Source organism: Methylobacterium sp. 142-1Y (genome assembly GCF_057747795.1).
Window position 1 is genome coordinate 1,415,692 of record NZ_CM173224.1, and the last position, 24,169, is coordinate 1,439,860.

At 71.8% G+C, this 24,169-nt stretch carries 21 protein-coding genes; 9 read left to right on the top strand and 12 right to left on the bottom strand.

From position 1 onward, the window contains the following. Nucleotides 1-17: 17 nt before the first annotated feature. Complete coding sequence (locus AC3AOF_RS06585) at nt 18-929, bottom strand: amino acid ABC transporter substrate-binding protein (RefSeq protein ID WP_236991526.1); 912 nt, start codon at nt 927-929, stop codon at nt 18-20. Nucleotides 930-1,236: 307 nt separating this feature from the next. Here AC3AOF_RS06585 and dgcN point away from each other — a divergent pair, with 307 nt between their 5' ends. The 4 genes from dgcN (at nt 1,237) to AC3AOF_RS06605 (ending at nt 4,057) form a co-directional block, all read left to right on the top strand. Continuing rightward, nucleotides 1,237-2,247: an N-acetyltransferase DgcN gene (gene dgcN / locus AC3AOF_RS06590; protein ID WP_236991525.1), complete on the top strand. Its 1,011-nt coding sequence runs from the start codon at nt 1,237-1,239 to the stop codon at nt 2,245-2,247. Next, nucleotides 2,244-3,224 carry an N-acetyl-D-Glu racemase DgcA gene (gene dgcA, locus AC3AOF_RS06595; RefSeq protein WP_236991524.1) on the top strand — a complete coding sequence of 327 codons (981 nt, stop codon included), beginning with the start codon at nt 2,244-2,246 and terminating at the stop codon, nt 3,222-3,224. Before dgcN ends, dgcA begins: the two co-directional genes overlap by 4 nt. Before the next feature lie 123 nt (nt 3,225-3,347). Then, nucleotides 3,348-3,665, top strand: a complete 318-nt coding sequence (locus AC3AOF_RS06600; protein WP_236991523.1) for an EthD family reductase — start codon at nt 3,348-3,350, stop codon at nt 3,663-3,665. A gap of 110 nt (nt 3,666-3,775) precedes the next feature. After that, nucleotides 3,776-4,057, top strand: a complete 282-nt coding sequence (locus AC3AOF_RS06605) for a hypothetical protein (protein ID WP_236991522.1) — start codon at nt 3,776-3,778, stop codon at nt 4,055-4,057. Between the two features lie 56 nt (nt 4,058-4,113). Here AC3AOF_RS06605 and AC3AOF_RS06610 read toward each other — a convergent pair whose 3' ends face one another. The 3 genes from AC3AOF_RS06610 to AC3AOF_RS06620 all read right to left on the bottom strand — a co-directional run bounded on the left by AC3AOF_RS06610 (nt 4,114) and on the right by AC3AOF_RS06620 (nt 5,691). Then, nucleotides 4,114-4,704, bottom strand: a complete 591-nt coding sequence (locus AC3AOF_RS06610) for a hypothetical protein (RefSeq protein WP_236991521.1) — start codon at nt 4,702-4,704, stop codon at nt 4,114-4,116. Nucleotides 4,705-4,892: 188 nt separating this feature from the next. Then, nucleotides 4,893-5,123: a DUF6894 family protein gene (locus tag AC3AOF_RS06615; protein ID WP_236991520.1), complete on the bottom strand. Its 231-nt coding sequence runs from the start codon at nt 5,121-5,123 to the stop codon at nt 4,893-4,895. A gap of 229 nt (nt 5,124-5,352) precedes the next feature. Then, nucleotides 5,353-5,691, bottom strand: a complete 339-nt coding sequence (locus AC3AOF_RS06620) for a hypothetical protein (protein ID WP_236991519.1) — start codon at nt 5,689-5,691, stop codon at nt 5,353-5,355. Nucleotides 5,692-5,974: 283 nt separating this feature from the next. Here AC3AOF_RS06620 and AC3AOF_RS06625 point away from each other — a divergent pair, with 283 nt between their 5' ends. Next, nucleotides 5,975-7,651 (top strand): formate--tetrahydrofolate ligase, encoded by a 1,677-nt coding sequence (locus tag AC3AOF_RS06625; protein ID WP_488348016.1) that lies wholly within the window; start codon nt 5,975-5,977, stop codon nt 7,649-7,651. A gap of 181 nt (nt 7,652-7,832) precedes the next feature. Here AC3AOF_RS06625 and AC3AOF_RS06630 read toward each other — a convergent pair whose 3' ends face one another. The 4 genes from AC3AOF_RS06630 to tsaD form a co-directional block, all read right to left on the bottom strand. After that, complete coding sequence (locus AC3AOF_RS06630) at nt 7,833-8,828, bottom strand: NAD(P)H-dependent glycerol-3-phosphate dehydrogenase (RefSeq protein ID WP_236991517.1); 996 nt, start codon at nt 8,826-8,828, stop codon at nt 7,833-7,835. Nucleotides 8,829-9,078: 250 nt separating this feature from the next. Beyond that, nucleotides 9,079-9,387 (bottom strand): antitoxin MazE-like protein, encoded by a 309-nt coding sequence (locus AC3AOF_RS06635; protein ID WP_488348017.1) that lies wholly within the window; start codon nt 9,385-9,387, stop codon nt 9,079-9,081. A 102-nt stretch (nt 9,388-9,489) separates the two neighbouring features. Next, nucleotides 9,490-10,392, bottom strand: coding sequence for a GNAT family N-acetyltransferase (locus tag AC3AOF_RS06640; protein ID WP_488348018.1), 903 nt, complete (start codon nt 10,390-10,392; stop codon nt 9,490-9,492). Then, nucleotides 10,389-11,450: a tRNA (adenosine(37)-N6)-threonylcarbamoyltransferase complex transferase subunit TsaD gene (tsaD, locus tag AC3AOF_RS06645; RefSeq protein WP_236991514.1), complete on the bottom strand. Its 1,062-nt coding sequence runs from the start codon at nt 11,448-11,450 to the stop codon at nt 10,389-10,391. The genes AC3AOF_RS06640 and tsaD overlap by 4 nt, the downstream gene beginning before the upstream one ends. A gap of 146 nt (nt 11,451-11,596) precedes the next feature. Here tsaD and AC3AOF_RS06650 point away from each other — a divergent pair, with 146 nt between their 5' ends. The 3 genes from AC3AOF_RS06650 to AC3AOF_RS06660 all read left to right on the top strand — a co-directional run bounded on the left by AC3AOF_RS06650 (nt 11,597) and on the right by AC3AOF_RS06660 (nt 16,439). Beyond that, entirely contained in the window at nt 11,597-12,397 is an 801-nt protein-coding gene (locus tag AC3AOF_RS06650) for a uroporphyrinogen-III synthase (protein WP_488348019.1), read from the top strand. A 121-nt stretch (nt 12,398-12,518) separates the two neighbouring features. After that, nucleotides 12,519-14,852 (top strand): COG4223 family protein, encoded by a 2,334-nt coding sequence (locus AC3AOF_RS06655; protein ID WP_488348020.1) that lies wholly within the window; start codon nt 12,519-12,521, stop codon nt 14,850-14,852. Between the two features lie 114 nt (nt 14,853-14,966). Beyond that, nucleotides 14,967-16,439: a heme biosynthesis protein HemY gene (locus tag AC3AOF_RS06660; protein ID WP_236991511.1), complete on the top strand. Its 1,473-nt coding sequence runs from the start codon at nt 14,967-14,969 to the stop codon at nt 16,437-16,439. A gap of 371 nt (nt 16,440-16,810) precedes the next feature. On the opposite strand, the gene AC3AOF_RS06665 is transcribed toward AC3AOF_RS06660, so the two are convergent. The 4 genes from AC3AOF_RS06665 to AC3AOF_RS06680 form a co-directional block, all read right to left on the bottom strand. Then, on the bottom strand, nt 16,811-18,679 hold the full coding sequence (locus tag AC3AOF_RS06665) for an ABC transporter ATP-binding protein (RefSeq protein WP_488348021.1): 1,869 nt from the start codon (nt 18,677-18,679) through the stop codon (nt 16,811-16,813). A gap of 187 nt (nt 18,680-18,866) precedes the next feature. Beyond that, complete coding sequence (locus tag AC3AOF_RS06670; protein WP_488348022.1) at nt 18,867-19,793, bottom strand: ABC transporter permease; 927 nt, start codon at nt 19,791-19,793, stop codon at nt 18,867-18,869. Continuing rightward, the gene (locus AC3AOF_RS06675) at nt 19,759-20,718 is read right to left on the bottom strand and encodes an ABC transporter permease (RefSeq protein WP_488348023.1); all 960 of its coding nucleotides are present in this window, start codon (nt 20,716-20,718) and stop codon (nt 19,759-19,761) included. Before AC3AOF_RS06675 ends, AC3AOF_RS06670 begins: the two co-directional genes overlap by 35 nt. A 10-nt stretch (nt 20,719-20,728) precedes the next feature. After that, a complete protein-coding gene (locus AC3AOF_RS06680; protein ID WP_236991507.1) occupies nt 20,729-22,522 on the bottom strand; it encodes a peptide ABC transporter substrate-binding protein in 1,794 nt (597 codons plus the stop codon). Nucleotides 22,523-22,747: 225 nt separating this feature from the next. On the opposite strand from AC3AOF_RS06680, the gene AC3AOF_RS06685 reads away from it, so the two are divergent. Beyond that, on the top strand, nt 22,748-24,166 hold the full coding sequence (locus AC3AOF_RS06685) for an amidohydrolase (RefSeq protein ID WP_488348024.1): 1,419 nt from the start codon (nt 22,748-22,750) through the stop codon (nt 24,164-24,166). Nucleotides 24,167-24,169: the final 3 nt, after the last annotated feature.

Sequence of the window (24,169 nt, forward strand, 5' to 3'; positions counted from 1 at the left end):
GGCGCCCGGTCTTCAGATCAGTAGGCGGCCGGGTCCGGGCTGTCGCTCGGCTTGGCGAAGGCGTGCTGCAGCGCCTCGCTCATCGGCAGGTTCAGGTTGATGTCCCGCGGCGGGATCGGCTTCATGAACCACTTGTCGTAGGTGACCTTGGCCTCGGGGCTCTTGTAGAAGGCGGCGGTGGCGGCGTCCGCGACCTTCTTGAACGGCGCATCGTCCTTGCGCAGCATGATGCCGTAGGGCTCGGGCTTCGACAGGGCGTCGGTCGAGATCGCGTAGGCGGTCGGCTCCTTGGACGAGGCGGCGAGCGAGGCGAGCAGCACGTCGTCCATCACGAAGGCGGCGGCGCGGCCGGTCTCGACCATCAGGAACGCCTCGGCGTGGTCCTTGGCCGGCAGGATCGTGATGCCGAGCTTCTTCTCGGCGTTGTACTCGTTGATCTGCTTGATGTTGGTCGTGCCCGAGGTCGACACGACGGTCTTGCCCTTCAGGTCCTCGAACTTCGTCAGGCCGCTCGACTTCTTGGCGATGAAGCGGTTGGCGGTGAGGAAGTGGGTGTTGGTGAAGGCGACCTGCTTCTGCCGCTCGACGTTGTTGGTGGTCGAGCCGCATTCGAGGTCGACGGTGCCGTTGGCGATCAGCGGGATGCGCGTCGCCGACGTCACCGGGTTGAGCTTGACCTCGAGCTTGTCGAGCTTCAGCTCGGACTTCACCGCGTCGACGATCTTGTAGCAGATGTCCATCGCGAAGCCGACCGGCTTCTGGTTGTTGTCGAGGTAGGAGAACGGCACCGAGGAATCGCGGTAGGCCAGCGTGATCTGCCCGGTCTCCTTGATCTTCTTCAGCGTCCCGCTGAGATCCTGGGCCGAAGCGGTGCCGGCGGAGGCCGCCAGACCGGCGAGCAGGACGGGAAGCAGGCTTCTCAAACGCATTCGTGCTCTCCTATTGGGCATCGACCTAGTCCGCCACGGCGATCATCACGTCAAGGGTTAGGCTCGGGGCCGCCGCCGCCGCCGGGTGGGGCATTCTGCGCAAGACCTGACAAACCGAGGGCCGTGCCCGGCCCGCCCCTGGCAAGGCGCGGGCCAGTCGGCGCCGGTGCAGGTCGCCCCTGGCTGGGCACCCCCTCGCGGCGGGCCTGTTGCACCGTGGCCGCGCCCGCGCGAAGGTGTCCTGCCGGTGATTGCCACGCGCGCCCGGCACCCGTGACGCCCCCGCGACGACGGACCGACGAGACCGATGCAGATCGCCACGCCCTACCTGATGTTCCTCGGCGACGTGCCCGACAAGCTCGCCGCCAAGACCGCCTACGGCATCGTCGACTGGCGGCCCGAATGGTGCGTCGGGCAATTGCGCCTGCCCGGTTGCGCCGCCGATCTCGGCATCCCGGACCTGACGATCGCCGAGGGCGTCGCCAAGGGCGCCCGTACGCTGATCGTCGGCGTGGTCAATGCCGGCGGCGTGCTGCCCGAGCACTGGATCTCCACCATCGTCCAGGCGATCGAGGCCGGGCTCGACGTGGCGAGCGGGCTTCACACCCGCCTCGGCTCGGTGCCGGCGATCGCCGAGGCCGCGTCGCGCCACGGGCGCCAGCTCCACGACGTGCGCCATTCCGACGAGCGCTTCGATACCGGCAAGGGCACGCGGCGGCCGGGCCGGCGGCTGCTCACCGTCGGCACCGACTGCTCGGTCGGCAAGAAATACACCGTGCTGGCGCTCGAGAAGGGCATGCGGGCCCGCGGTCTCGACGCCGATTTCCGCGCCACCGGCCAGACCGGGGTGTTCATCTCCGGCCGCGGCGTCGCCATCGACGCGGTGGTGGCCGATTTCATCTCCGGCGCCGTCGAGTGGATCGCGCCCGCCGCCGATCCGCAGCATTGGGACCTGATCGAGGGCCAGGGCTCGCTGTTCCATCCGAGCTTCGCCGGCGTCAGCCTCGGCCTGCTGCACGGCGCCCAACCCGACGCCTTCGTGGTCTGCCACGAGCCGACCCGCACGACGATGCGCGGGGTCAAGCACCCGCTGCCGAGCATCCGCGAGGTGATCGACCTCACCATCCAGCTCGGCCGCCTGACCAACCCGGAGATCCGGCCGACCGGCATCGCCATCAACACCCAGGCCCTGGCGGAAGGGGAGGCGAGGGCGCTCCTCGACACGCTCGCCGGCGATTACGGCCTGCCGGCGACCGATCCGGTGCGGTTCGGCGTCGAGGGGCTGGTCGACCGGCTGGTCGCGGAGTTCCCGGCGTGATCCGGCTCGCGACGACAATCGAGCGCTGGCCGATTGCCGGCCGCTTCACCATCTCCCGCGGCAGCCGGACGGAGGCCGTGGTGGTGGTGGCCGAGGTCACGGACGGCACCGTCACCGGCCGCGGCGAATGCGTTCCTTACGCCCGCTACGGCGAGACCGTGGAGGGCGTGCGCGACTTGATTGCCCAGCAAGGCGAGGCGCTGGCCGCCGGGCTCACCCGCCGGGATCTCGCCGGCCGGATGCCGGCGGGGGCCGCCCGCAACGCCCTCGACTGCGCCCTGTGGGACCTCGAAGCCAAGCGGAGCGGCAGGCCCGCCCACGTGCTCGCCGGCATCCCGGCGCCCGCGCCGGTGACGACCTGCTACACGCTGAGCCTCGGCACGCCGGAGGAGATGGCGGCGGCGGCCCATATGGCGGCGGCGCGGCCGCTCCTGAAGGTGAAGCTCGGCGGGGCGGGCGATCCGGAGCGGATCGCCGCGGTGCGCCGGGGTGCGCCGGCGTCGCGGCTCGTGGTCGATGCCAACGAGGCGTGGTCGGCCGACACGCTGGAGGCCAACCTCGCGGCCTGCGCGGCGGCCGGGGTGGAACTGATCGAGCAGCCCCTGCCGGCGGGCGATGACGGGCTGCTGGCCCGGATCGCGCGTCCGATCCCGATCTGCGCCGACGAGAGCCTGCACGGCGACGTCGACCTCGACGCCCTGAAAGATCGCTACGACGCGATCAACATCAAGCTCGACAAGGCCGGCGGCCTCACCGAGGCCCTGCGGCTTGCGCAGGACGCGAAGGCACGGGGCCTGTCGATCATGGTCGGCTGCATGCTCGGCACCTCGCTCGCCATGGCGCCGGCGATGCTGCTCTCAGGGTTCGCCGACTTCGTCGACCTCGACGGCCCGCTGCTGCTGGCCAGCGACCGCGAGCCCGGCCTGAGGTTCGAGGGCAGCCTGGTCCACCCGCCGGAGCCCGCCTTGTGGGGATGACGGATTTTTCCGCCTGAACCGACCCGAGCCCGAGCCCGGCGCGCTTGCGCCGGGCCGGCAAAGGATGCTCTCTGGCCGTCAGGGACCGGGGACGGGTCCCGCATCCGGGAGAGACCGAACGCCATGATCCTGGTCAGCGTGATGTATCCGGGCGGCGCCGACGCCCTGCCCTTCGACCTCGACTATTACCTCAAGCACCACATTCCGCTGGTGCGCGAGCGCTGGTCCCCGATGGGCCTGGACAAGGTCGAGGTGGTGAAGGCCGGTGGCACGCCCGACGGCAGCCCGGCCCCGTTCCAGGTGATGGCGCTCCTCGCCTTCCGCTCGCTCGACGACTTCCAGAAGGCGGGCGCGGCCCACGGCAAGGAAATCTTCGGCGACATCCCGAATTTCTTCAAGGGCCAGCCGGTGGTGCAAATCAACGAGCCGCAGAGCTTCTGATATCCGGACCACCGTTCGACCGCGCTGCGGTCGGGCGGTGGTCCGGGCCCGTTGCTTTGCCGCCTTGTCCTCGCGGACCGGTCTCCACGTCGTCGGAAAATGCTCGAGCGATGATCGATATCGTCAAGGTCCTGCGCGAGCAGCATCCGGATCTCGGCCCCTACGTGCTCGCCCTGCGCGAGCGGTCCGGCCTGGTCGCGCCGGACGATCCCGACGCGCTCGCGCAGGAGGTGCGGGACTGGACCGTCACGGAGGCGCCCAGCACCGCCTATAGCCGGCGCAGCGTGACCTACGTGCTGTTCCCGGGCCTGCCGGAGGAGACCCGCACCCTTGGCGTCGTCGCCTTCGCAAGCGCGGCGGATCTCGCTCGCTTCGCCACCCGCTGGACCTGACCGTTCATCTGCCGCGGTTACTTGCTGAGGTTACTCGCCGCCGTTACTTGCCGCCGTTACTTGCTTCGTGCGGCGATGTCGCGCGGCGGCACGGGATCGGCGCCTAAGCGGGTGCTCAGGGTCAGACCGAGATCGACGCAGAGCACCAACAGGATGCCGGCGAGCAGCGCGATGACCGCCACCTGGCCGCGGGGGCTGAACCCGACCACCATCGCGCGCGGCTCCTCCTCTGCCGCCGGGAGGCGCAGGGCCTCCTCGGGCTCCGGCACGGCCGCATCCTCCGGGGCGGCCGGCGCCTCCGCCACGAGGGCGAACCGGGGCCGGTAGCCGCCCACCGGCACGGTGACGCGGACCTCGAGCCCCGCAGGGTGCTGGGCATAGGTGTCGTCTAGCGCCCGCCGCAGGCGGCCGGCCTCGACCCGCACGCTCGGATCAAGACTCGCATCGAAATCGGGGCCGCGGCCCAGCGCCTGGGTGGCGATGGTGTAGGCTTTGATGGTCGCGCCCCGTCCGGCCAACTCCTCCTCGACCACGAAGCGCAGGAAGCGCGCCAGCTTCGGCGAGCGCAGGAAAGGCGGCGAGCGCAGCAAAACCTCAAGGGTCTCGACCACACGGTCGGCCGGTACCTCCTCCTCGGTGTCGGACATCGCAAAGCCTTCCCGGCGCGGCCGGAGACGCGCTCCGGACCGTCGCATCCCGCTGCGCGACGCAGCCGGATCCACAACACTCCGACTGAGTATAGTGGCGGGAACGCGAGATGTTAGCCCTTGCCGCCCGGTGAGCCGGCCGACCCTGGGGATAGCCTGCGTGAGAGGATGGCGGATTTCGTGGGCGTTCAATCGCTGCGGGGCGGGAACGGCACGGTGAAGATCAGGTGCCGTGCCTCGTCGCGCACCTCGACGCGCCACGCGCACCAGTCGATCCGCGTCGCTTCGGGGCCGTTCATCGCGTCGTCGATCAGGGTCTGCGCCTGGCGATGCGCCTCGGCGATGTCGCGGCAATCGAGGCCCGCCTCGTCCGGCACGCTCTGCGTCGAATCCAGGATATCGAAGAAGTAGCGGGGCACGGCAGATCGGGCTCAAGGCTTTGTTGGACAGAAAAAAGCAATACCACCGCCTCGCCCGTTATCGGCTCGGAGCCGTACAGCAATTCCGATGATCGCTTGTTAGGTTCACAATCTGGAAACAGAGGCAGTCGGCCAAAGTTCCGCTTGCTGCTCATACGACAGGCATAGGCCTTTCGGTCTAGGCGCAGTCTGTACCATCGGATCCTTGCCTGTTCATGGCGAAACGGGGTCAGCGCATCTCCCGCTCGGCGGCGCCGCGCCAGGCCGGTTGCCGGTCATGGACCGTCAGGGTGTCGCGGGAGGGCGCGCGGCCCGCCTCCGCCGCGACTGCGCGCAGGCCCGCCCCGAGGGTGCGCCCGGCCTCCGCGGCGGCGGCCTCGCCCATCCGGGCGCGCAGGAACTCGGGCCGTAGGGAATCTGGCAATGCGGCGAGGACCGGCCCTGCGATCTCGGCGAGCCCCGGGGCGGCCTGCGCCGTCCGGGCCGGGGAGGGCGCCTCGCCGAGGCGCAACGGCGACAGGTAGTAGATCGCGCCGATCACCAGCCCGGCCCGCAGCCAGAAGGCCATCCCAGTCTCTCCCGCTCACCGCCGGCCTGCAACGGCACCACCCTGGAGCCGCAATGGTGAAGCCTTCGCCGCCGGGACCGCGGCGATCTGCCGGCATGGCTAACGGCGGCCTCGCGACACGTCCGGTCGTCACTCGCCTGTTCGCAACCCGCGCAAGGGTCTTCAATTTTTCTGAGTATCCTGCTCAAGCGATTTGATCTTTTCGACAAGGGCGGCCTCCGCCTAGAATCCCCGCCACGCCAAGCCGCCTCCCTCCGGCTCCCAGAACAACGATCGGGACACAATGCCGACCGACATCGAGATCGCCCGCGCGGCCACCCTCCAGCCGATCACCGCGATTGCGGAGCGCCTCGGCATCCCGGACGACGCCCTGCACCCCTACGGCCGGCACATCGCCAAGATCGACCACGGCCATATCCGGAGCCTGGAAGCGAAGCCCGAGGGCAAGCTGATCCTGGTGACGGCGATCAGCCCGACCCCGGCCGGCGAGGGCAAGACCACCACCACGGTCGGCCTCGGCGACGCACTCAACCGCACCGGCCGCAAGACGGTGATCTGCCTGCGCGAGCCCTCCCTCGGGCCGTGTTTCGGCATGAAGGGCGGGGCGGCCGGCGGCGGCAAGGCCCAGGTGGTGCCGATGGAGGCGATCAACCTCCACTTCACCGGCGACTTCCACGCCATCACCTCGGCCCACAGCCTCGCGGCGGCCCTGATCGACAACCACATCTACTGGGGCAACAAGCTCGACATCGACCTGCGCCGGGTGGCGTTCCGGCGCGTGCTCGACATGAACGACCGGGCCTTGCGCACCATCACCCAGAGCCTCGGGGGCGTGGCCAACGGCTATCCGCGCGAGGACGGCTTCGACATCACGGTGGCCTCGGAGGTGATGGCGGTGTTCTGCCTCGCCCGCGACCTCGCCGACCTGGAGGCGCGCCTCGGCCGGATCGTGGTGGCGGAGACCCGCGACCGCAAGCCCGTGACGCTCGCCGACCTCAAGGCCACCGGTGCCATGACGGTGCTGCTCAAGGACGCGCTGCAGCCCAACCTCGTCCAGACCCTGGAGGGCAGCCCGGCGCTGATCCATGGCGGGCCGTTTGCCAACATCGCGCATGGCTGCAACTCGGTGATCGCGACCCGGGCGGGCCTCCGGCTCGGCGACTACGTGGTGACGGAAGCCGGCTTCGGCGCCGATCTCGGGGCGGAAAAGTTCTTCGACATCAAGTGCCGGCAGGCGGGCCTGAACCCGTCCGCGGTGGTGATCGTCGCCACCGTGCGCGCCCTCAAGATGCATGGCGGCGTCGCCAAGGGCGATCTCGGCCGCGAGGACGTCGCGGCCCTGGAGCGGGGCTTTGCCAACCTCGCCCGCCACGTCGAGAACGTGCGCCGCTTCGGCGCGCCGGTGGTGGTGGCGGTGAACCACTTCCACGCCGACACGGAGGCCGAGCACGCCACCCTCAAGGCGCTCTGCCGCGACCGCCTCGACGTCGAGGCGATCACCTGCCGGCACTGGGCCGAGGGCGGGGCGGGCGCCGAGGGCCTGGCCCACGCGGTCGCGAGCCTCGCCGATGCGGGTCCTGCCGCGACGCCGCATTTCGTCTACCCGGACGCGATGCCGCTCGAGGACAAGATCCGCACCATCGCGAAGACGCTCTACGGCGCCGCCGACATCCAGGTGGAATCGAAGGCGGCGGCGAAGCTCGCGGCCTTCGCGCAGGGCGGCCACGGCCACCTTCCGGTCTGCATGGCCAAGACCCAGTACTCGTTCTCCACCGACCCGGCCCTGATCGGCGCGCCGAGCGGCCACGTGGTGGCGGTGCGCGACGTGCGCCTCTCGGCAGGCGCCGGCTTCGTCGTGGCGATCTGCGGGGAGATCATGACCATGCCGGGCCTGCCCAAGGTGCCGGCGGCGGAAGGGATCTATCTCGACGCCGAGGGTCGGATCGAGGGGCTGTTCTAATACCAACGGTCGCTGGAAACGACCTTTGGTTCCGTTCTCGAATTCTCGCCAAGCCTTTGGCTTGGTGTCGAAAATTCGAGATGGGTCAATGGCCCCGTCGATCTCGGGCTTGCCCGAGATCGAATCGATGCGTCAGCATCTTGGGCCATTGGTATAACGCCCCTCGCGCCGTCCGGCCGGCTCAGACCTCGGCCCGCAGGGGCCGGCTGAGCAGGTCGGCGATCGCCGCGTCGAGGCTGAGCGCGCCGGAGAGCAGACCGGCCACCGCCTCGGCCACCGGCATCTCGACGCCGCGCCGGCGGGCGAGCGCCACCAGCGCCTGGGCGGTCAGCGCCCCCTCGGCAAGCTTGCCGCCGGAGGCCTCCTCGAGGCTCGCGCCCCGCCCGAGACGCTCGCCGAAGGCGAAGTTGCGCGATTGGGACGAGGCGGCGCTGAGCACGAGGTCGCCGAGGCCGGACAGCCCCATCAGCGTCTCGGGGCAGGCGTCCCAGGCGCGGGCAAAACGCATCAGCTCGGCGAAACTGCGGGCGACCAGCGCCGCCCGGGCGCTTTCCCCGAGGCCCCGGCCGATCGCCGCCCCGCAGGCGATGGCGAGCACGTTCTTGGCCGCCCCGCCGATCTCGACCCCGCGCGGGTCGCTGCCGTGATAGACCCGGAAGGTCGGCCCGGACAGGGCGGCGGCGAGCCGCGCCGCCAGCGCGCCGTCGCGGCTCGCCAGCGTCACGGCGGTGGGCAACCCGCGGGCGACATCCGCCGCGAAGCTCGGGCCCGACAGGACCGCGAGGGCCGCGCCCGGCGCGGCCTCGGCGGCGACGTCGGTCAGGAAGGCGTCGGTCCCGCGCTCGATGCCCTTGGCGCACAGGACCAGGGCGGCGTCCGGCCGCAGCTGCGGGCGCAAGGTGATCAGCACGCTCCGCAGCGTCTGGGCCGGCGTCACCACCAGCAAAGCCTCGGCCTCGCCGAGGTCCGCGGCGGACGCGGTGGGGCGCACCCCCGGATGCAGGCTCACGCCGGGGAGGTGACGGGCATTCTCGCGGGTGCGCGCCATGTCGGCGGCGCTTCCCGCATCGCGCATCCACAGCACCACCGGCCGCTCGGCCGCGGCCGCCGCCGCGTTGGCGAGCGCCGTGCCCCAGGCCCCGCCGCCCAGGACCGCGATCGGGCCGATGCCGGTCATGATGCGCAACCGAGGGCGAGAGCGTCGCATCCGGAGGCTGCCGGATCGGCGATCGGCCCCATCCCACCCGCGACCTGATCCTGAGGTGCTGCCGCGCGCGGCAGCCTCGAAGGGGGGCTCCAGATGTCTCTGGCGTCCCTGGAGCCCTCCTTCGAGGCTCCCTGACGGTCGCACCTCAGGACGAGGTCGCGGGTGGGGGCAAGTCCGTGGCGCGCCGGTCGATGCAATCGGTCGAGCCAGCCTCGTGTGATCAACGGTGGGAGCACGGGATTATGTCCATGGAAGCTGTCGTCGCGTCGCGAGGTTCCGGCAGGCGCAGCTGACGCCGACGCAGCGTCATCGTCTCACGAGACCGGTCTCTGTCGTTACCCGCCGCGACGGCATCGATGAAATCCTGGTCGTCCTGCGCCTGGCCACTCGCCGCAACGGCCTCCGCGTGCTGCTGCGCGTCGCGCCGGAAGGTCGGGGCGCGCATGTCGGGCACGAGGACCCCGATGCGGCGCCGACCCGGGCCGGGATTCGCCCGGCGGGGCGGTCTCGACGGTGTCGGCTGGGACATGGTGCGCCTTCCGGATTCCCCGATCCTGCGTCCCGACGGATGGGCAAACGGCGTTTCGCGAGGTGACGAAAACCGGACGTCCGACGGTGGCGCAAGCGGATTCTATTCTAGGCCAGCGCCGCCCGCCCCGCCACCGGCGAGGAAATCCGTCGCCGCCAGCCGATACAGCCGGTGCGGCCGCAACGGATGGCCCTCGGGCAGTCCCGGATGGTCGAACCCGCCGACCTCGCTCATGCCGAGGCGCTGCATCACCCGGAGCGAGGGCACGTTCACCTCGGCCGTATAGGCCACGACCTCGTTCAGCGCGCAGCGCGAGAACACGTCGGCGAGCGCCAGGCGGGCGCCGCGCACGGCGAAGCCCCGGCCCCAGGCCGGCCAGGCGAGGCGCCAGCCGATCTCGACCAGGCCGATTTCCTGCCCGATCAGGGGCCCGAGGGGCAGTGGGCGAGCCGGGCGCCAGCAGCCGACGAAGCCGCAGAACCCCTCCGGCGCCTCGATGACCCAGGGGCCGAACCCGTCCTCGTCGAAGCGCCGGGCCAGCGCCCTCGCCTCGACCTGGCTCTCGCGCACGGTCTTCGGAGCGGGGAAGAACCGCATCACCTCCGGGTCGGCGCAGAGCGCCGCGAAGGGCTCGTCGTCGGAGAGCCGCCAGCGCCGCAGGGAAAAATCCTCGCCTTGCAGGCTCTCGGGCGGCGGCGGCGCCCGCCGCTTGCGCCGCCACAGCAGCGAACGATGATTGAGCGCGGCGAGGTCCTGCCGGCCCTCCAGTACGGCCTCGCCCAGGCTCAGGGCCAGGCCCAGGCGCTCGGGCGGCATGTTGGCCCAGGCGGGCGGGGCCACGCTCTCGCGCCAGGGCCCGCCGCAGGCATTGTCGAGCAGGATGCGGGCGAAGCAGTGATTCTGCGAGACCGGCCAGTCCGGATGCGCGGCGGCGGCGGCGGGCAGGCGCTCGTCGACCAGTTCCCGCCAGCGGCGCTGCTGCGCCTCGGCCTCCGCGGCACTCATCCGGCGGCTTGGGCCGGCGCGACATCCTTGGCTTGCGCGAAGGGCCAGCGCGGCCGGGCCGGCGCGGTGATGTCGTCGGTGAGCCCGAGCCGCAGGCGCTCGATGCCGGCCCAGGCGATCATCGCGCCGTTGTCGCCGCAGAGCGGCAGGGGAGGGGCGACCAGCGGCAGCCCGGCCTCGCCGGCCTGGCGGGCCAGCGCCCGCCGCAGGGCGCCGTTGGCCGCCACGCCCCCGGCGGCCACGAGCGCGGTCGGGTGGCCGGCGACGGGGCCGAAATCGCGCAGGGCCACCCGCACCCGGTCGACCACCACGTCGACGACCGCCGCCTGGAAGCCGGCGCAGAGATCGGCCACGTCCTGGTTGGTGAGAGGGGCGATGCGCTCGGCCTCGATCCGCAAGGCCGTCTTGAGGCCGGACAGGGAAAAATTCGGCTCGCGCCGGCCGAGCATCGGCCGCGGCAGGGCGAAGCGCTCGGGGTTGCCGCCCTCGGCGGCGCGCTCGACCTCCGGCCCGCCCGGATAGGCGAGGCCCAGGAGCTTCGCCACCTTGTCGAAGGCCTCGCCGATCGCGTCGTCGATGGTGCCGCCGAGGCGCACGTATTCCCCGACGCCCTTGACGGCGACGAGCTGGGTGTGGCCGCCGGAGGCGAGCAGCAGCAGGTACGGAAAGGCGAGGCCGTCGGTGAGACGGGCGGTCAGCGCATGGGCCTCGAGGTGGTTGACCGCCACGAGGGGCTTTCGCGCCACCAGCGCCAGGGTCTTGCCGGTGACGAGGCCGACCAGCACACCGCCGATCAGGCCCGGCCCCGCCGCGACCGCGATGCCGTCGAGATCGGAGAGCCGCATCCCGGCATTGTCGAGCGCCCGGGCGACCAGCCGGTCCAGCACCTCGACATGGGCGCGCGCCGCGATCTCCGGCACCACCCCGCCATAGGCGGCGTGCTCGGCGATCTGGCTCAGCACTTCGTTGGAGCGGATCGCGCCGCGCCCGTCCTCCTCCACCGTCACGATCGCGGCCGCGGTCTCGTCGCAGGTGGTTTCGATCCCGAGGACGTTCATGGTGGGGGCATGGTCTCGCGAGGGGGCTGGCACGCCGCGCGGCGGCCGGTATGGTGCCCTTCAGATAACCCGCCGGGCATGGCCGGCAAAGGGGTCGGATGCATGGGGTGGGGCGCTTTGGAGCGGGACTCCCGGGGGCGTGACGCGTGACGCGGGCGACGGAATGCCGGACCGCCCTCAGGGTCTGGGTCGCGCGGCCGCTGCCGGCCGGCGCACGCACGGCCGAGCGCGTCGCGGCTCTGGGCCACCGCCCGCTCCTCGCCCCGGTCCTCGATCTGGCGCTCAGCGGCGCGCCGGCGCCGGACGGTCCGTTCGACGCCCTGGTCCTCACGAGCGCGAGCGCGGTACCGGCGCTCGCCGGCTCCCCGCTCGCCGCGCTGCCGGCCTATTGCGTCGGGGCCCGCACGGCCTGTGCCGCCCGCGCGGCGGGCCTCGGGCCCGTCCACGAGGCCGGGGGCGACGCCCGCGCCCTCGCCGACCTGATCGGCGCCGCCCTGCCGCGCGGCGCGCGCCTCCTCCATGCCGCCGGGCGCGAGCGCAAGGACGAGCCGGGCGACACGCTCGCCGCCCGCGGCTACCGGCTCACGGTCTGGGTCGCCTACGCGGCCCGGCCCCTGCCGGCCCTGCCGGAGCCGGTAGCCGAGGCCCTGGAGGCGGGCGCCCTCGACGCGGCGCTCCACTATTCCCGGCGCAGCGCCGCGACGGCCCTCGGCCTCGCCCGGGCCGCGGGGCGGGAGGACGCCTTTTGCCACCTGGCGCATCATTGCCTGTCGGCCGACGTGGCCGCGCCCCTGGTCGCGGCCGGGATCCTGTCCCATGTCGTCGCGGCACGGCCGGACGAGGAGGCTCTGTTGGCGGGCTTGCTCTCGGCCGGTCCGGCGCCCATTCGACAGGACAATGACGCAGAGGTGTCGCCGGCCCTTCGCCCGGGCCGGGAGCGATGCTAAGGGACGATCAATCGTTGCGCGGCCCGGGCGGGATCCTGCCCCGCGGTCGTGCCCACGCCGAGCCGATCAGGCCGCCTTCCGGCGCGCCCCGGCCCGGAGCCACAGGTGAGGATCTTCGGCCGTGACCCCATCCGACAAGGACCAGAAGGATTCGCGCAACCGTCCGGGCGGGCGCGGCGGCAACCCGGCGGATGGGCCGATCATCGACCTGAAGGCGACCCGCATCGCGGACGCGCCCAAGGAGGCGTCCAAGACGGAGCCGGGCAGGACTGAACCGGGCAAGACTGAACCGGGCAAGTCCGAGCCGGCGAAGCCGTTCGATGCGGCCAAGGATGCGGCCAAGTCCGACGGGGTGAAATCCGACGGGGTGAAGCCCGGCGTGACGGCTCCCGCGACCGCGAAGCCCGGCGAGCCGCCGAAGGCGGCCGAGGCTCCGAAGCCCGGCGCGACCGGCGCGACCGGCGCGGCTTCGATGTCGGGCGCCTCGGCCTCGAAGCCGGGGGCGACCGGCGCAACGTCCGGCCCGGTCTCGACCCCGGGTGCCTCCGGTGCCACGGCATCGAAGCCGGCCGGCGGCGCGACCGGAGGCGCCGCGACGCCAGTCGGCGCGACGGGGGCCGCGTCCGCGAAGCCCGGCGAATCCAAGCCCGGCGCGCCGTCCTCCGCGACGGCCTCGGCCGTCTCCCCGACCGGAGGCGCCCCGAAATCTCCGACCGGCACGGTGGTCACGGGCCCGGGCAGCGGCCCGCTCAAGGTCGGCGATGCCAAGCCGGCTGACGGGAAACCCATTGCACCCGTGACCGGCGCGACCGGCGGCAAGCCTCCGGAGCCGAAATCCCCCACCGCCGGCACCGGCGCGACGACCGGCGCCGCCTCGGCGGGCTCGGGGCCCAACCCGGTCGGCGCCACCGGCGCGAAGCCCTCGACCGTGCCGCCCGCGACGGTGCCCAAGACGGGTCCCCAGGCGACCGGCCCCGGCGTGACCTCTCCGAAGGATGCCCCGAAGCCCGAGGCCGCCAGGACCACGAGTGCCATCCCGGCGAGTGCCGTCCCGGCCGCGGCAGCGCCGCAAGGCCGCTCCGGTGCCGGCTTCGGCTCGGTTCTGGCAGCCTCGCTCCTGGGCGGCGTGGTCGGCGCGGGCCTGCTCTACGGCGTGACCACCTACGGCCCGGCCTACGGCATCAACCTGCGGAAGCCCGGCACGCCGCAGGCCGACGGTGCCGGCACGGTGCCGCTGGAGCAGCGCCTGGCCGATCTCGCGCCGCGCGACAGCGTCCAGGCCCTCGATCGCCGCATCGCCTCGCTCGAGTCCACGGTGCGTCCGTTGCCCGACGCGGTGCGGGCGGCCGATGCCGCCGCCAAGGCGGCGAGCCAGCGGGCCGACGAGGCCCTGCGCAAGGCGGAGGCCGCGCCCGCCCCGGCGGCCGGACAGGCGGCGCCGGTGGCTCAGGGGGCAACCCCGACGCCGAGCGCCGGCATCGATCCGGTGCGTCTCCAGGGCCTTGAGAAGCAGGTCGCCGAGCTCCAGGGCCGCTCGGGCGGGACCGATGCCGGCCTGCGCCAGCGGGTCGACGGCCTCGCCCAGGCGGTGACGGCGCTCCAGGGCCGCGGCGACGGCGCCGACCTGCGCGGCCGCCTCGACGGGCTCGACAAGGGGCTGAAGGCGCTGCAGGCCGATCTCGGCACCCGCGCGGCGGCCGAGGAGCAGGCCGACAAGGCGCTCGGCCAGCGCCTCGACGAGCTGCGACAGGCCCTCGACACCCGGGCCAAGGCGGCGGACCAGCGCTTCGACGCGCTCCAGCAATCCGCCGACGCCCGCACCAAGACCGTCGACCAGCGCCTCGCCGACCTCGCCAAGGCGGTCGAGGGCCGGGCCGAGGCGAGCAGCGTCCAGGCGGCGCTCCGGGTGGTGGCCTCCGACCGGATCGCCAGCGCGCTCAATACCGGCGCGCCCTACGCCGATGCCCTGGCGACCCTGAAGCAGCTCGATCCCGGCCAGGCCGGGGCGCTGGCGCCGCTGGAGCCCTTCGCGCAAAGTGGGGCGCCGACCGCGGCCTCGCTCGCCCAGAGCTTCCAGCCGGTCGCCGCCAAGCTGAACGCGGCGGCGCTCGCCGCCCGGCAGAAGGCGGTGGCCGAGCGCGGCAGCATCGCCGACCGGCTGACCAGCATGGCCGAATCGATCGTCTCGGTGAAGAAGGTCGGATCCGAGGGTGCGGCTCCGGCGCCGAGCAACGCCGCCGACCCGACCGAGGCGGGCGTCGCCAAGATCCAGGATGCGCTGGCCCGCGGCGCGGTGGCGGAGGCGGCGCAGGCCTTCGACGCCCTGCCGGAGGCCGCCCGCAAGGAGGCCGCCGAGTTCGGCCAGCGCCTGAAGGCCCGCGCCGCAGCCGGCGAGGCCGCGCGGGCGCGGCTGGCCGCCTCCTTCGCGGCCATTCAAGGTCCGGCGACCCGCTGACGCTCTCAAAATGCGGCCGCCCGTCCGGGCGGCCGCCGTGATCTCTCGGGGCTCGCTCGACGCCCCCTCGCGCGCCCGCTAGCGGCAGCGCGGCTTTCTGGAGTTGATGGAAAGATGTGGCGCGCACTCGCCTTCCTGGCTCTCCTCGCCCTCGCCGCCTACGGGGCGGTCTGGCTCGCCGACCGGCCCGGCGTGGTCACCGTGACCTGGGGCGGCTACGAACTGGCGACCAGCCTCGCCGCCGCGCTCGTCGGCGTGATGGTGCTGGCGGTGGTGCTGGGCTTCGTCTGGGCCTTCGCCCGGGGCATCCTGAACCTGCCCGAGCGGCTGACCCTGTCGAGCCGGCGCCGGCGCCAGGCCCGGGGCTACAACGCCCTGTCGCGCGGCATGGTGGCGGTGGGGTCCGGTGATCCGATCGCGGCGCGCCGCCATGCCGGCGAGGCCGAGCGCCTGCTCGGCGCCGAACCGCTCGCCCTGCTGCTGACCGCCCAGGCCGCCCAGATCTCCGGCGACCGCGCCGGGGCCGAGCGCGCCTTCCGCCGCATGGTCGACGATCCCGAGACCCGGGTGCTCGGCCTGCGCGGCCTGTTCGTCGAGGCCCGGCGCCAGGACGACGAAGCCTCGGCCCGCGCCTACGCGATCGAGGCCGCCCGCCTCGCCCCGAGCGTGACCTGGGCCAACGAGGCGGTGATGGAGGGCCAGTGCGCCGACCGCGACTGGTCGGGCGCCCTCGACACCGTCTCGCGCCGTGCGGCGCTGGGCCTCTCCGACAAGGCGGCGATGCGCCGCCAGCGCGCCGTGCTGCTGACCGCCAGCGCCCTCGACCTCGAGGCGGGCGATCCCGAGCGCGCCCTGGCGCAAGGACGCGAGGCGGTGAAGCTCGCCCCCGACCTGGTGCCGGCGGCCGCGGTGGCGGGCCGGCTCTTCGCCCGCCGCGGCGACCTCAAGCGCGGCGCGAAGGTGGTCGAGGCCGCCTGGCGCGCCAACCCGCATCCGGACCTCGCCCGGGTCTATCTCGACCTGCGCACCGGTGATTCGAGCCGCGATCGTCTGGCCCGCGCCGAGACCCTGGCCCGCATCTCGTCCTGGCATCCGGAATCGCGCTTCGCCATCGCCCGCGCGGCGCTCGACGCCCGCGAGTTCGGCCGCGCCCGCGACGTGCTGGCGCCGCTGCTCACCGATCAGCCGACCGTGCGCGCCTACGAGCTGATGGCCGAGATCGAGGAGGCCGAGCACGGCGCGGCGTCCGGCAAGGCCCGCGAATGGCAGGCCCGCGCCGCCCGCGCCCCGCGCGATCCGGCCTGGTGCGCCGACGGCCTCGTCACCGACCGCTGGGCGCCGATCTCCCCGGTCAGCGGCCGCCTCGACGCCTTCGTCTGGCAGACCCCGCCGGACCTGCTCGGCCGTGCCCACGGGACCGCGCACGAGCCCGCGCCGGCTGCGGCCGGTGCGCTCAACGGCGCCGAGCCGGCCCCGAAGCCCGGCAACGCCGTCGCCCCTGTGAGCCCGATCCCGGCCGGGGCCGTGACCCCGCCGGTGGTGCCGGTCTCGGCGAAGGTGCCGGAGGTGGTCGGGCCGGGGCGGTAGGCGCGACCATCCTGCCTTGACGGAGCCGATCCGCTGGACGTGCCTGACAGACACCTGATCATCCCGGGGCCGCGCAGCGGAGCCCGGGTTCCATAACCTCAGGTGGGCGACGATCGAGCGGGGCGCATTCGCCTCTGAAGACATACTCTCCAGGTCGATCACCTCCAAGAAACATCCCATTCGCGACCTCATCCTGAGATGCGACCGGAGGGAGCCTCGAAGGAGGGCTCCAAGGATCTCGGAGACTTCTAGATCCCTCCTTCGAGGTCAGTCCATCTTCGATGGACTGACACCTCAGGATGAGGTCGAGGGTAGGAAAGAAGGTTTTTCCGTCCACGGCAGGGTTTAGAAGCGCTGAGCTACCGAATCGCTCACGCCACCGCGACTGCCGCCACAGCCGGTGCCTCCCATTCCGGCCCCCACACCTGCACGACGTGCCCCGGCGAGACCTCCCGGTACGGCCGCTCCGGCGGCACGTAATCGACCGGGCGGATCGGGCTCTTGATCTCGTCGCTGCGCACCGCGTGCAGCTGCCGGCGCCGCCCCGGATCGGGGACGGGCACGGCGGCGATCAGCTTCTTCGTGTACGGATGCTGGGGCGCGCCGAAGATCGCCGCGCGGGGGCCGATCTCGACGATCTCGCCGAGATACATCACGGCGACCCGGTGGCTGACCCGTTCCACCACCGCCATGTCGTGCGAGATGAACAGGTAGGCCAGGCTCAGCGACGCCTGGAGGTCGAGCATCAGGTTCACCACCTGCGCCTTCACCGACACGTCGAGGGCCGAGACCGATTCGTCCGCCACGATCAGCCGGGGTTCGAGCGCCAGCGTGCGGGCGATGCAGATGCGCTGGCGCTGGCCGCCGGAGAATTCGTGCGGGAAGCGGCCGGCCATCTCGGGCTTGAGGCCGACCCGGCGCAGCAGGTCGGCGGCGCGCTCGCGGGCCTCCGATCGTGAGCAGAGACGGTTGATCAGCAGGGGCTCGGCGATGGCCGCGCCGACGCTCATGCGCGGATCGAGGCTGGCGAAGGGATCCTGGAAGATCATCTGCATCCGCCGGCGTGTGGCGCGCAGGGCGGCGGGCGACAGGCCGAGCACGTCCTCGCCGTCGAGGAGCACCGCGCCGGCGACCGGCTCGATCAGCCGCAGCACCGAGCGGCCGGTGGTGGACTTGCCGCAGCCCGACTCGCCGACGAGGGCCAGGGTCTCGCCCGCCCGCACCGCGAAGGAGACGTTCTCGACCGCGTGGACCCGGCCGCGCACCCGCGAGAGCAGGCCGCCGCGGATGTCGAAGCGGGTGGTGAGGCCCTTGACTTCCAGCACCGGGCGCTCGCCCTCCCGCACCGTGTCGGGCAGCGGCGGCGCGGCTTCCGGCTCGCCGGTGGCGCGGTCGACGATCGGGAAGCGGGCCGGGTGCGGCTGGCCCTTCATCGCCCCGAGGGTCGGCACAGCGGCGAGCAGCGCGCGGCTGTAAGGGTGGGCCGGGCGGCGGAAGATCTGTTCGGTCGCCCCCGTCTCGACGGCGCGCCCGTCGACCATCACCACGGTGCGGTCGGCGATCTCGGCCACCACCCCCATGTCGTGGGTGATGAACAGGACCGACATGCCCTCCTCCTCCTGGAGGAGCTTGATGAGGTCGAGGATCTGGGCCTGGATCGTCACGTCCAGCGCCGTGGTCGGCTCGTCGGCGATCAGGAGCTTCGGCCGGCAGGCCAGCGCCATGGCGATCATCACCCGCTGGCGCATGCCGCCGGAGAAGCGGTGCGGGTAATCGTGCACCCGCGAGGCGGCGGCGGGGATCCGCACCTTGTCGAACAGCCGCACGGTCTCGGCCTCGGCCTCGCTGTGCGACATCCCGCGGTGGAGCCGCAGGGCCTCGCCGATCTGGAAGCCGACGGTGAGCACCGGGTTGAGGCTCGTCATCGGCTCCTGGAAGATCATCGCGACGTCGTCGCCGCGGATGCGCCGCATCTCGGCGTCGGGCAGGCGCAGGAGGTCGCGGCCTTCGAGCAGCACCCGGCCGCCGGTCCGGGTCGCGTCGCGCGGGGTGAGCCGCATGATCGACATCGCCGTGACGCTCTTGCCGGAGCCCGATTCGCCGACGAGGGCGACGGTCTCCTTCGGGCCGATGTCGAACGAGACGCCGTGCACCACCGGGCGCCAGGCCTGCTCGGAGCGGAACGCGACGGTGAGGTCCTGGACCGAGAGGATCGGGCGGGAGTGACTTGTAGGCGTCATCGTGGGCTGCCCTGCTCACGCACTCTCCTGCCCGCGACCTCATCCTGAGGTGCGAGCGGAGCGAGCCTCGAAGGAGACATCCAGCGGTCTCCGAGGGATCTGGAGGCCTCCTTCGAGGTCAGCCCATCTCCGATGGGCTGACACCTCAGGATGAGGCCCAGGGTGGGAATCCAGGCGAAGCGTGCCGTCACAACACCCGCCGCGGATCGAGCGCGTCGCGCAGGCCGTCGCCGATGAAGTTGATCGACAGGACGGTCAGGAAGATCGCGGCGCCCGGAAACAGCGCCCAGTGCGGCGCCACGTCGAGGTGGTCCTTGGCGTCGTAGAGGAGCCGGCCCCAGGTCGGGATGTCGGGCGGGAAGCCGAGGCCTAAGAACGACAGGGTCGATTCGGCGATGATCGCCGAAGACACCTCGATCGTCGCCGCGACGATGACCGGGCCGATCGCGTTCGGCAGGATGTGGCGGGTGACGAGGTGCCAGGCGGTCGCGCCCTGCGAGCGCGCGGCTTCCACGAATTCCTTCTCGCGCAAGGACAGGAACTGCGCCCGCACGAGGCGGGCCACCGGCATCCAGCGCAGGCCGCCGATCACCGCGACGATCATCACGAAGACGCCGCCCTCGACGCCGAAGAGCTGCTTCAGCTGATCGCGGAACAGGTAGATGATGAGGAGCAGGAGCGGCAGCTGCGGCAGCGACAGGAACAGGTCGGTCAGCCACATCAGGAACGGGTCGAGGAAGCGCCGCGACATGCCGGCGAGCGCGCCGACCACCACGCCGACGACGGTCGCCACCACCATGGCGGCAAAGCCCACCGCCAGCGAGATCCGGCCGCCATAGATCATCCGGGCGAGCAGGTCCTGGCCGAGATCGTCGGTGCCGAGCGGGTGGGCCCAGGACGGACCCTGGAGGGTGGCGGCGAAGTCGATGTCGTCGATCGCCACCGGCCAGACCCAGCCGCCGACGAGGACCGCGAGCACCAGCAGGCCCAGCACCCCGACGCTGACGACCGCGAGGCGGTGGCGGCGGAAGCGCCGCCAGGTGTCCCGCCCCGAGACCGCCGGCGGCGCGGGCGCCGCCTCAGCGGTAGGAGATGCGAGGGTCGAGCCAGCCATAGAGGAGGTCCGCGACGAGGTTGAACAGGACGACGAGGCAGGCGAACACGAAGGTGACGGCCATCACCACCGGCGTGTCGTTGGCGAGCATCGCGTTGATGAGGAGCGAGCCGATCCCGGGGATGCGAAAAATCTGCTCGGTGACGATGGCGCCGCCGAACACCGCCGGGATCTGGAGCGCCACGAGCGTCACGACCGGGATCAGCGCGTTGCGGGCGATGTGGCGGACCGTGACGGTGCCGTCCGACAGGCCCTTGGCCCGGGCGGTGGTGACGTAGTCGAGGCGCGCCACGTCGAGCACCGAGGCGCGGACGTAGCGGGTGTAGGAGGCGGCCTGGAAGAAGCCGAGGACGCAGACCGGCATGATCGCCTGCCGCACATGCTCCCAGGCCCAGCGCCAGCCCGTCGCCGCAATGTCGGCCTGGTAGACGAAGGGCAGCCAGTCGAGCGTGAGGCTGAACAGCAGGATGAACAGCAGGCCGGTGAAGAAGGTCGGTAGCGAGAAGCCGATGAAGGCGAGGGTGTTCGCCACCTGATCGAAGACCGAGTAGGGCCGGATCGCCGCCAGGATGCCGACCGGCACGGCGATGAGGAGCGCCAGGACCTGCGACGAGCCGACGACGAACAGGGTGGTGGGCAGGCGTTGCAGGATCAGTTCGTCGACGTTCACCCGGCTGGCGAAGGAGAAACCCCAGTCGCCCTGGAGCATCGCCGTCAGCCAGTGCAGGTAGCGCACCAGGATCGGGTCATCGAGGCCGAATTTCAGCCGCAGCGCCTCGCGCACCTCGGGCGGCACGTTGGGGTTGGTGGCGAGTTCCCCGAACGGGTCGCCCGGCGCGAGCGCCAGGACGGTGAACAGGATGAGGCTGATCCCGAGCAGGCTCGGGATCGCGATCAGCAGGCGGCGGAGGAGATAGGCTCCCATCTGTGGTCTTTTAAGCCTGCTTGTACCACTCGGCCAGGAAGGTCAGCGAGTTGTCCCAGCCGGTCGCGGGCGCCTGGAGCTTGCCGTTGATCGCCGAGACCTGGGCGCGGTGGAGCAGCGGCAGGACGTAGTCGGCCACGACCAGGTCGTTCATCTTGACGAACAGGGCGGCGCGCTTGACGAGGTCGAGCTCGCCCTGCGCCGCGCGGTAGCAGGCATCGACCTCCGGGTTCTGCATCCGGCAGATGTTGCGGCCCTGCCACTTGTTGGCCTTGGTGGCGGCCTCCCAGGACACGTATTGCAGGGCGAACACCGCCGGATCGGCCTGCGTCATGTTCCAGGTATACATCTCCATGTCGGCGTAGAAATGCGGATAGGTGTCCGGGTTCGCCACGTCCGAGGAGAAGAATACCGAGCCGGGAACCGATTTCAGCTCCATCTCGATGCCGGCCTTCTGGGCCGCCTGCTTGATGATCGCCTGGGTCTTCTGGCGCGGGGCGTTGATCGAGGTCTGGAAGACGAATTTCAGCTTCTTGCCGTCCTTGGCGCGGATGCCGTCGCCACCTTTCTTCCAGCCGGCGTCTTCGAGGATCTGCGCCGCCTTGTCGGGCTCGAAGGCGAAGGAGGTGTTCTTCGAGACGAAGGGCGCCGGGCCGTTGAACACGTTGGCGGTGGCCCGCCCCGTGCGGCCGTAGATGTATTGCTGGATCGCCGCCCGGTTGACGAGCAGGTTCATCGCCTTGCGCACCGCCGGATCCGAGAAGGCCGGGTGCTTGGTCTTGAGCGAGGCGCGCTCGCCGTCGACCTCGACGTTCGGATCGGTGGCGTTCAGCAGCAGGAATTCGAGGTTGCCGCCGTATTCCATGGTGACCCGGCCCTTGCCCTCGGCCTCGAGCCGCTTGAGGATCTCGTCCTCGACCTGCATGTTCCAGGCGTAATCGTACTCGCCGGTCTGCAGCACGGCGCGGGCGGCCGAGACGGCGTCGCCGCCGCCCTTCATCTCGATCGAGTCGAAGAACGGGCGGTTCGGCACGTGGTAATCGGGGTTGCGTACCCCGCGCAGGGTGTCGCCGGGGCGGAACTCGCTGAACTTGTACGGCCCGGTGCCGACCGGGGCGAGGTTGGCCGGCGCGTCGCGGGACTTGTCGCCGATATAATCCGCGAAGATGTGCTTGGGGATGACCATCCCGGCGCTCGACACGAAGGCATCGGCCCAGAACGGCGTCGGCTCCTTGAAGGAGAGCTTCACCGTCAGGTCGTCGACTTTCTCGACCTTGACGTTGATGTAGCTGCCGCTCGTCACCGCGGCGGTGGCCGGGTTGGCGGCGTATTCGGCGGTGAAGACCACGTCGTCGGCGGTGAAGGGCTTGCCGTCGTGCCACTTCACGTTCGGCTTCAGCTTCCAGGTCACCGAGCGGCCGTCGGCCGCCACACCGCCATTCTCCTTGGAGGGGATCTCGGCCGCCAGGATCGGGAAGAGGTTGCCGTCGGCGTCCCAGGCCGCCAGCGGCTCGTAGAAGATGCGCGAGCCTTCCTGGTCCTTGGTGCCGATGGCGAAATGCGGGTTGATGAGCGTCGCGGCCTGCCAGAACAGCAGCTTCAGCGGCCCGCCGCCGCCGGCCTTGGTCGGCTTGTAGGCATCCCGCAAGGCATTCGCCGCGAAGGCGACGCCGTTCTGGGCCAGCATCATCCCGGCCATCGGGGCGGTGAGTCCGAGCGCCAGCATCCGCCGAACGAAACCGCGCCGCGACAGGCTCCCGTCCTTCACCTCGCCGATCATCGTGCGCAGGTCATGCTCGGTCATGGACGCTCACCCTTCTGGCTGGCTCGAGAAACTGACAGGCACCATCGCGCCCGCGCTCCCGGTCCGCAAGCCACTGAAAATCGTTGCCCCGGGGCATTCGGCCTCCGAGCCGTTAGACCCACAGCCATTCCCACAGCCATTCGCAATTCGCGCGCCACATCCGCTCCCGCCGCGCTTGAGCCGGCAGGCTCCGTGCATGAGGCTCGGGTGCAAGGAGGAACCCCCATGGACAACCGCAACGCCGTCTGGCGCCAGGTCGACACCCACAAGGCCCGGCTGATCGCCCTCTCGGACGAGGTCTGGGGCATGCCGGAGGTCTGCTATACGGAAGCGCGCTCGGCCGCGGCGCATGCCGCCGAGCTGCGCCACCAGGGTTTTCGCGTGACGGAAGGCGCCGCCGGCATCCCGACCGCGGTGATCGGCGAGGCGGGGGAGGGCGGTCCGGTGATCGCGTTCCTCGGCGAGTACGACGCGCTGCCGGGCCTGAGCCAGGAGGCGGGCGTCGCCGCGCACAGTCCCGTCGAGACCGGCGGCCACGGCCATGGCTGCGGGCACAACCTGCTCGGGTCGGCGGCGCTCCTCGCCGCCACCGCCCTGAAGGACTGGCTCGCCGAGCAGGGGCTGCCGGGCCGCGTGCGCTATTACGGCTGCCCGGCCGAGGAAGGCGGGGCCGCCAAGGCCTTCATGGTGCGCGAGGGCCTGTTCTCGGATGCGGACGCCGCCGTCACCTGGCACCCGTCGAGCTTCTGGGAGGTCGCGCCGCCGCTCTCGCTCGCCAACACCCGGGCCGATTTCGTGTTCACCGGCCGCGCCGCGCATGCCGCCGCCGCCCCGCATCTCGGGCGCTCGGCCCTCGATGCGGTCGAACTGATGAATGTCGGCGTCAACTACATGCGCGAGCACATGCCGAGCGACGCGCGGGTGCATTACGCCTATCTCGAGACCGGCGGCATCGCCCCCAACGTCGTCCAGGCCCATGCCCGCGTGCGCTACTCGATCCGCGCCCGCGACCTGCCCGGCATGCGCGACCTCGTCGCCCGGGTGCGCAAGATCGCCGAGGGCGCGGCGCTGATGACCGAGACCACCATGGAGATGCGCGTCGTCAGCGCGGTCTCGAACCTCGTCGGGAACACGGCCCTGGAGGAGGCCCTGCACGGGGTGATGGAGGACCTCGGCACGCCCCATTTCGACGAGGCCGACCGCGCCTTCGCTCGTGAGATCCAGGGCACGCTTTCCCCGCAGGACATCGCGGCGGTCTATCGCACCATCGGGCTGCCGGTGACGGAGGCGCCCCTCGCCGACTTCCTGGTGCCGCTCGATGCCCGCCGCAACCCGGCGATCGGCTCGACCGATGTCGGCGACGTGAGCTGGGTGGTGCCGACCGTCCAGGCCCATGCGCCGACGGTGGCGGTGGGCACCCCGTTCCACACCTGGCAGGTGGTGGCGCAGGGCAAGACGCCGGCCGCCCACAAGGCGATGGTGCAGGTGGCCAAAGCCATGGCGGCATTGGGCGCGCGGCTCGCCACCGATGGGGCACTGCGCGAGGCTGCGAAGGCGGATCTCAGGGCCCGGACGGGGGCGGAGGGCTACGTGTCGCCCTTGCCGGCGGAGGTGCAGCCGCCGCTCACGATGTCGGTGGGGTGAGGC

Coding starts and splice junctions, on each gene's coding strand:
- AC3AOF_RS06585 (WP_236991526.1), bottom strand. CDS start 929: ATGCGTTTGAGAAGCCTGCTTCCCGTCCTGCTCGCCGGTCTGGCGGCC.
- dgcN (WP_236991525.1), top strand. CDS start 1,237: ATGCAGATCGCCACGCCCTACCTGATGTTCCTCGGCGACGTGCCCGAC.
- AC3AOF_RS06600 (WP_236991523.1), top strand. CDS start 3,348: ATGATCCTGGTCAGCGTGATGTATCCGGGCGGCGCCGACGCCCTGCCC.
- AC3AOF_RS06605 (WP_236991522.1), top strand. CDS start 3,776: ATGATCGATATCGTCAAGGTCCTGCGCGAGCAGCATCCGGATCTCGGC.
- AC3AOF_RS06610 (WP_236991521.1), bottom strand. CDS start 4,704: ATGTCCGACACCGAGGAGGAGGTACCGGCCGACCGTGTGGTCGAGACC.
- AC3AOF_RS06620 (WP_236991519.1), bottom strand. CDS start 5,691: ATGGCCTTCTGGCTGCGGGCCGGGCTGGTGATCGGCGCGATCTACTAC.
- AC3AOF_RS06625 (WP_488348016.1), top strand. CDS start 5,975: ATGCCGACCGACATCGAGATCGCCCGCGCGGCCACCCTCCAGCCGATC.
- AC3AOF_RS06630 (WP_236991517.1), bottom strand. CDS start 8,828: ATGACCGGCATCGGCCCGATCGCGGTCCTGGGCGGCGGGGCCTGGGGC.
- AC3AOF_RS06635 (WP_488348017.1), bottom strand. CDS start 9,387: ATGTCCCAGCCGACACCGTCGAGACCGCCCCGCCGGGCGAATCCCGGC.
- AC3AOF_RS06640 (WP_488348018.1), bottom strand. CDS start 10,392: ATGAGTGCCGCGGAGGCCGAGGCGCAGCAGCGCCGCTGGCGGGAACTG.
- tsaD (WP_236991514.1), bottom strand. CDS start 11,450: ATGAACGTCCTCGGGATCGAAACCACCTGCGACGAGACCGCGGCCGCG.
- AC3AOF_RS06660 (WP_236991511.1), top strand. CDS start 14,967: ATGTGGCGCGCACTCGCCTTCCTGGCTCTCCTCGCCCTCGCCGCCTAC.
- AC3AOF_RS06665 (WP_488348021.1), bottom strand. CDS start 18,679: ATGACGCCTACAAGTCACTCCCGCCCGATCCTCTCGGTCCAGGACCTC.
- AC3AOF_RS06670 (WP_488348022.1), bottom strand. CDS start 19,793: ATGGCTGGCTCGACCCTCGCATCTCCTACCGCTGAGGCGGCGCCCGCG.
- AC3AOF_RS06675 (WP_488348023.1), bottom strand. CDS start 20,718: ATGGGAGCCTATCTCCTCCGCCGCCTGCTGATCGCGATCCCGAGCCTG.
- AC3AOF_RS06680 (WP_236991507.1), bottom strand. CDS start 22,522: ATGACCGAGCATGACCTGCGCACGATGATCGGCGAGGTGAAGGACGGG.
- AC3AOF_RS06685 (WP_488348024.1), top strand. CDS start 22,748: ATGGACAACCGCAACGCCGTCTGGCGCCAGGTCGACACCCACAAGGCC.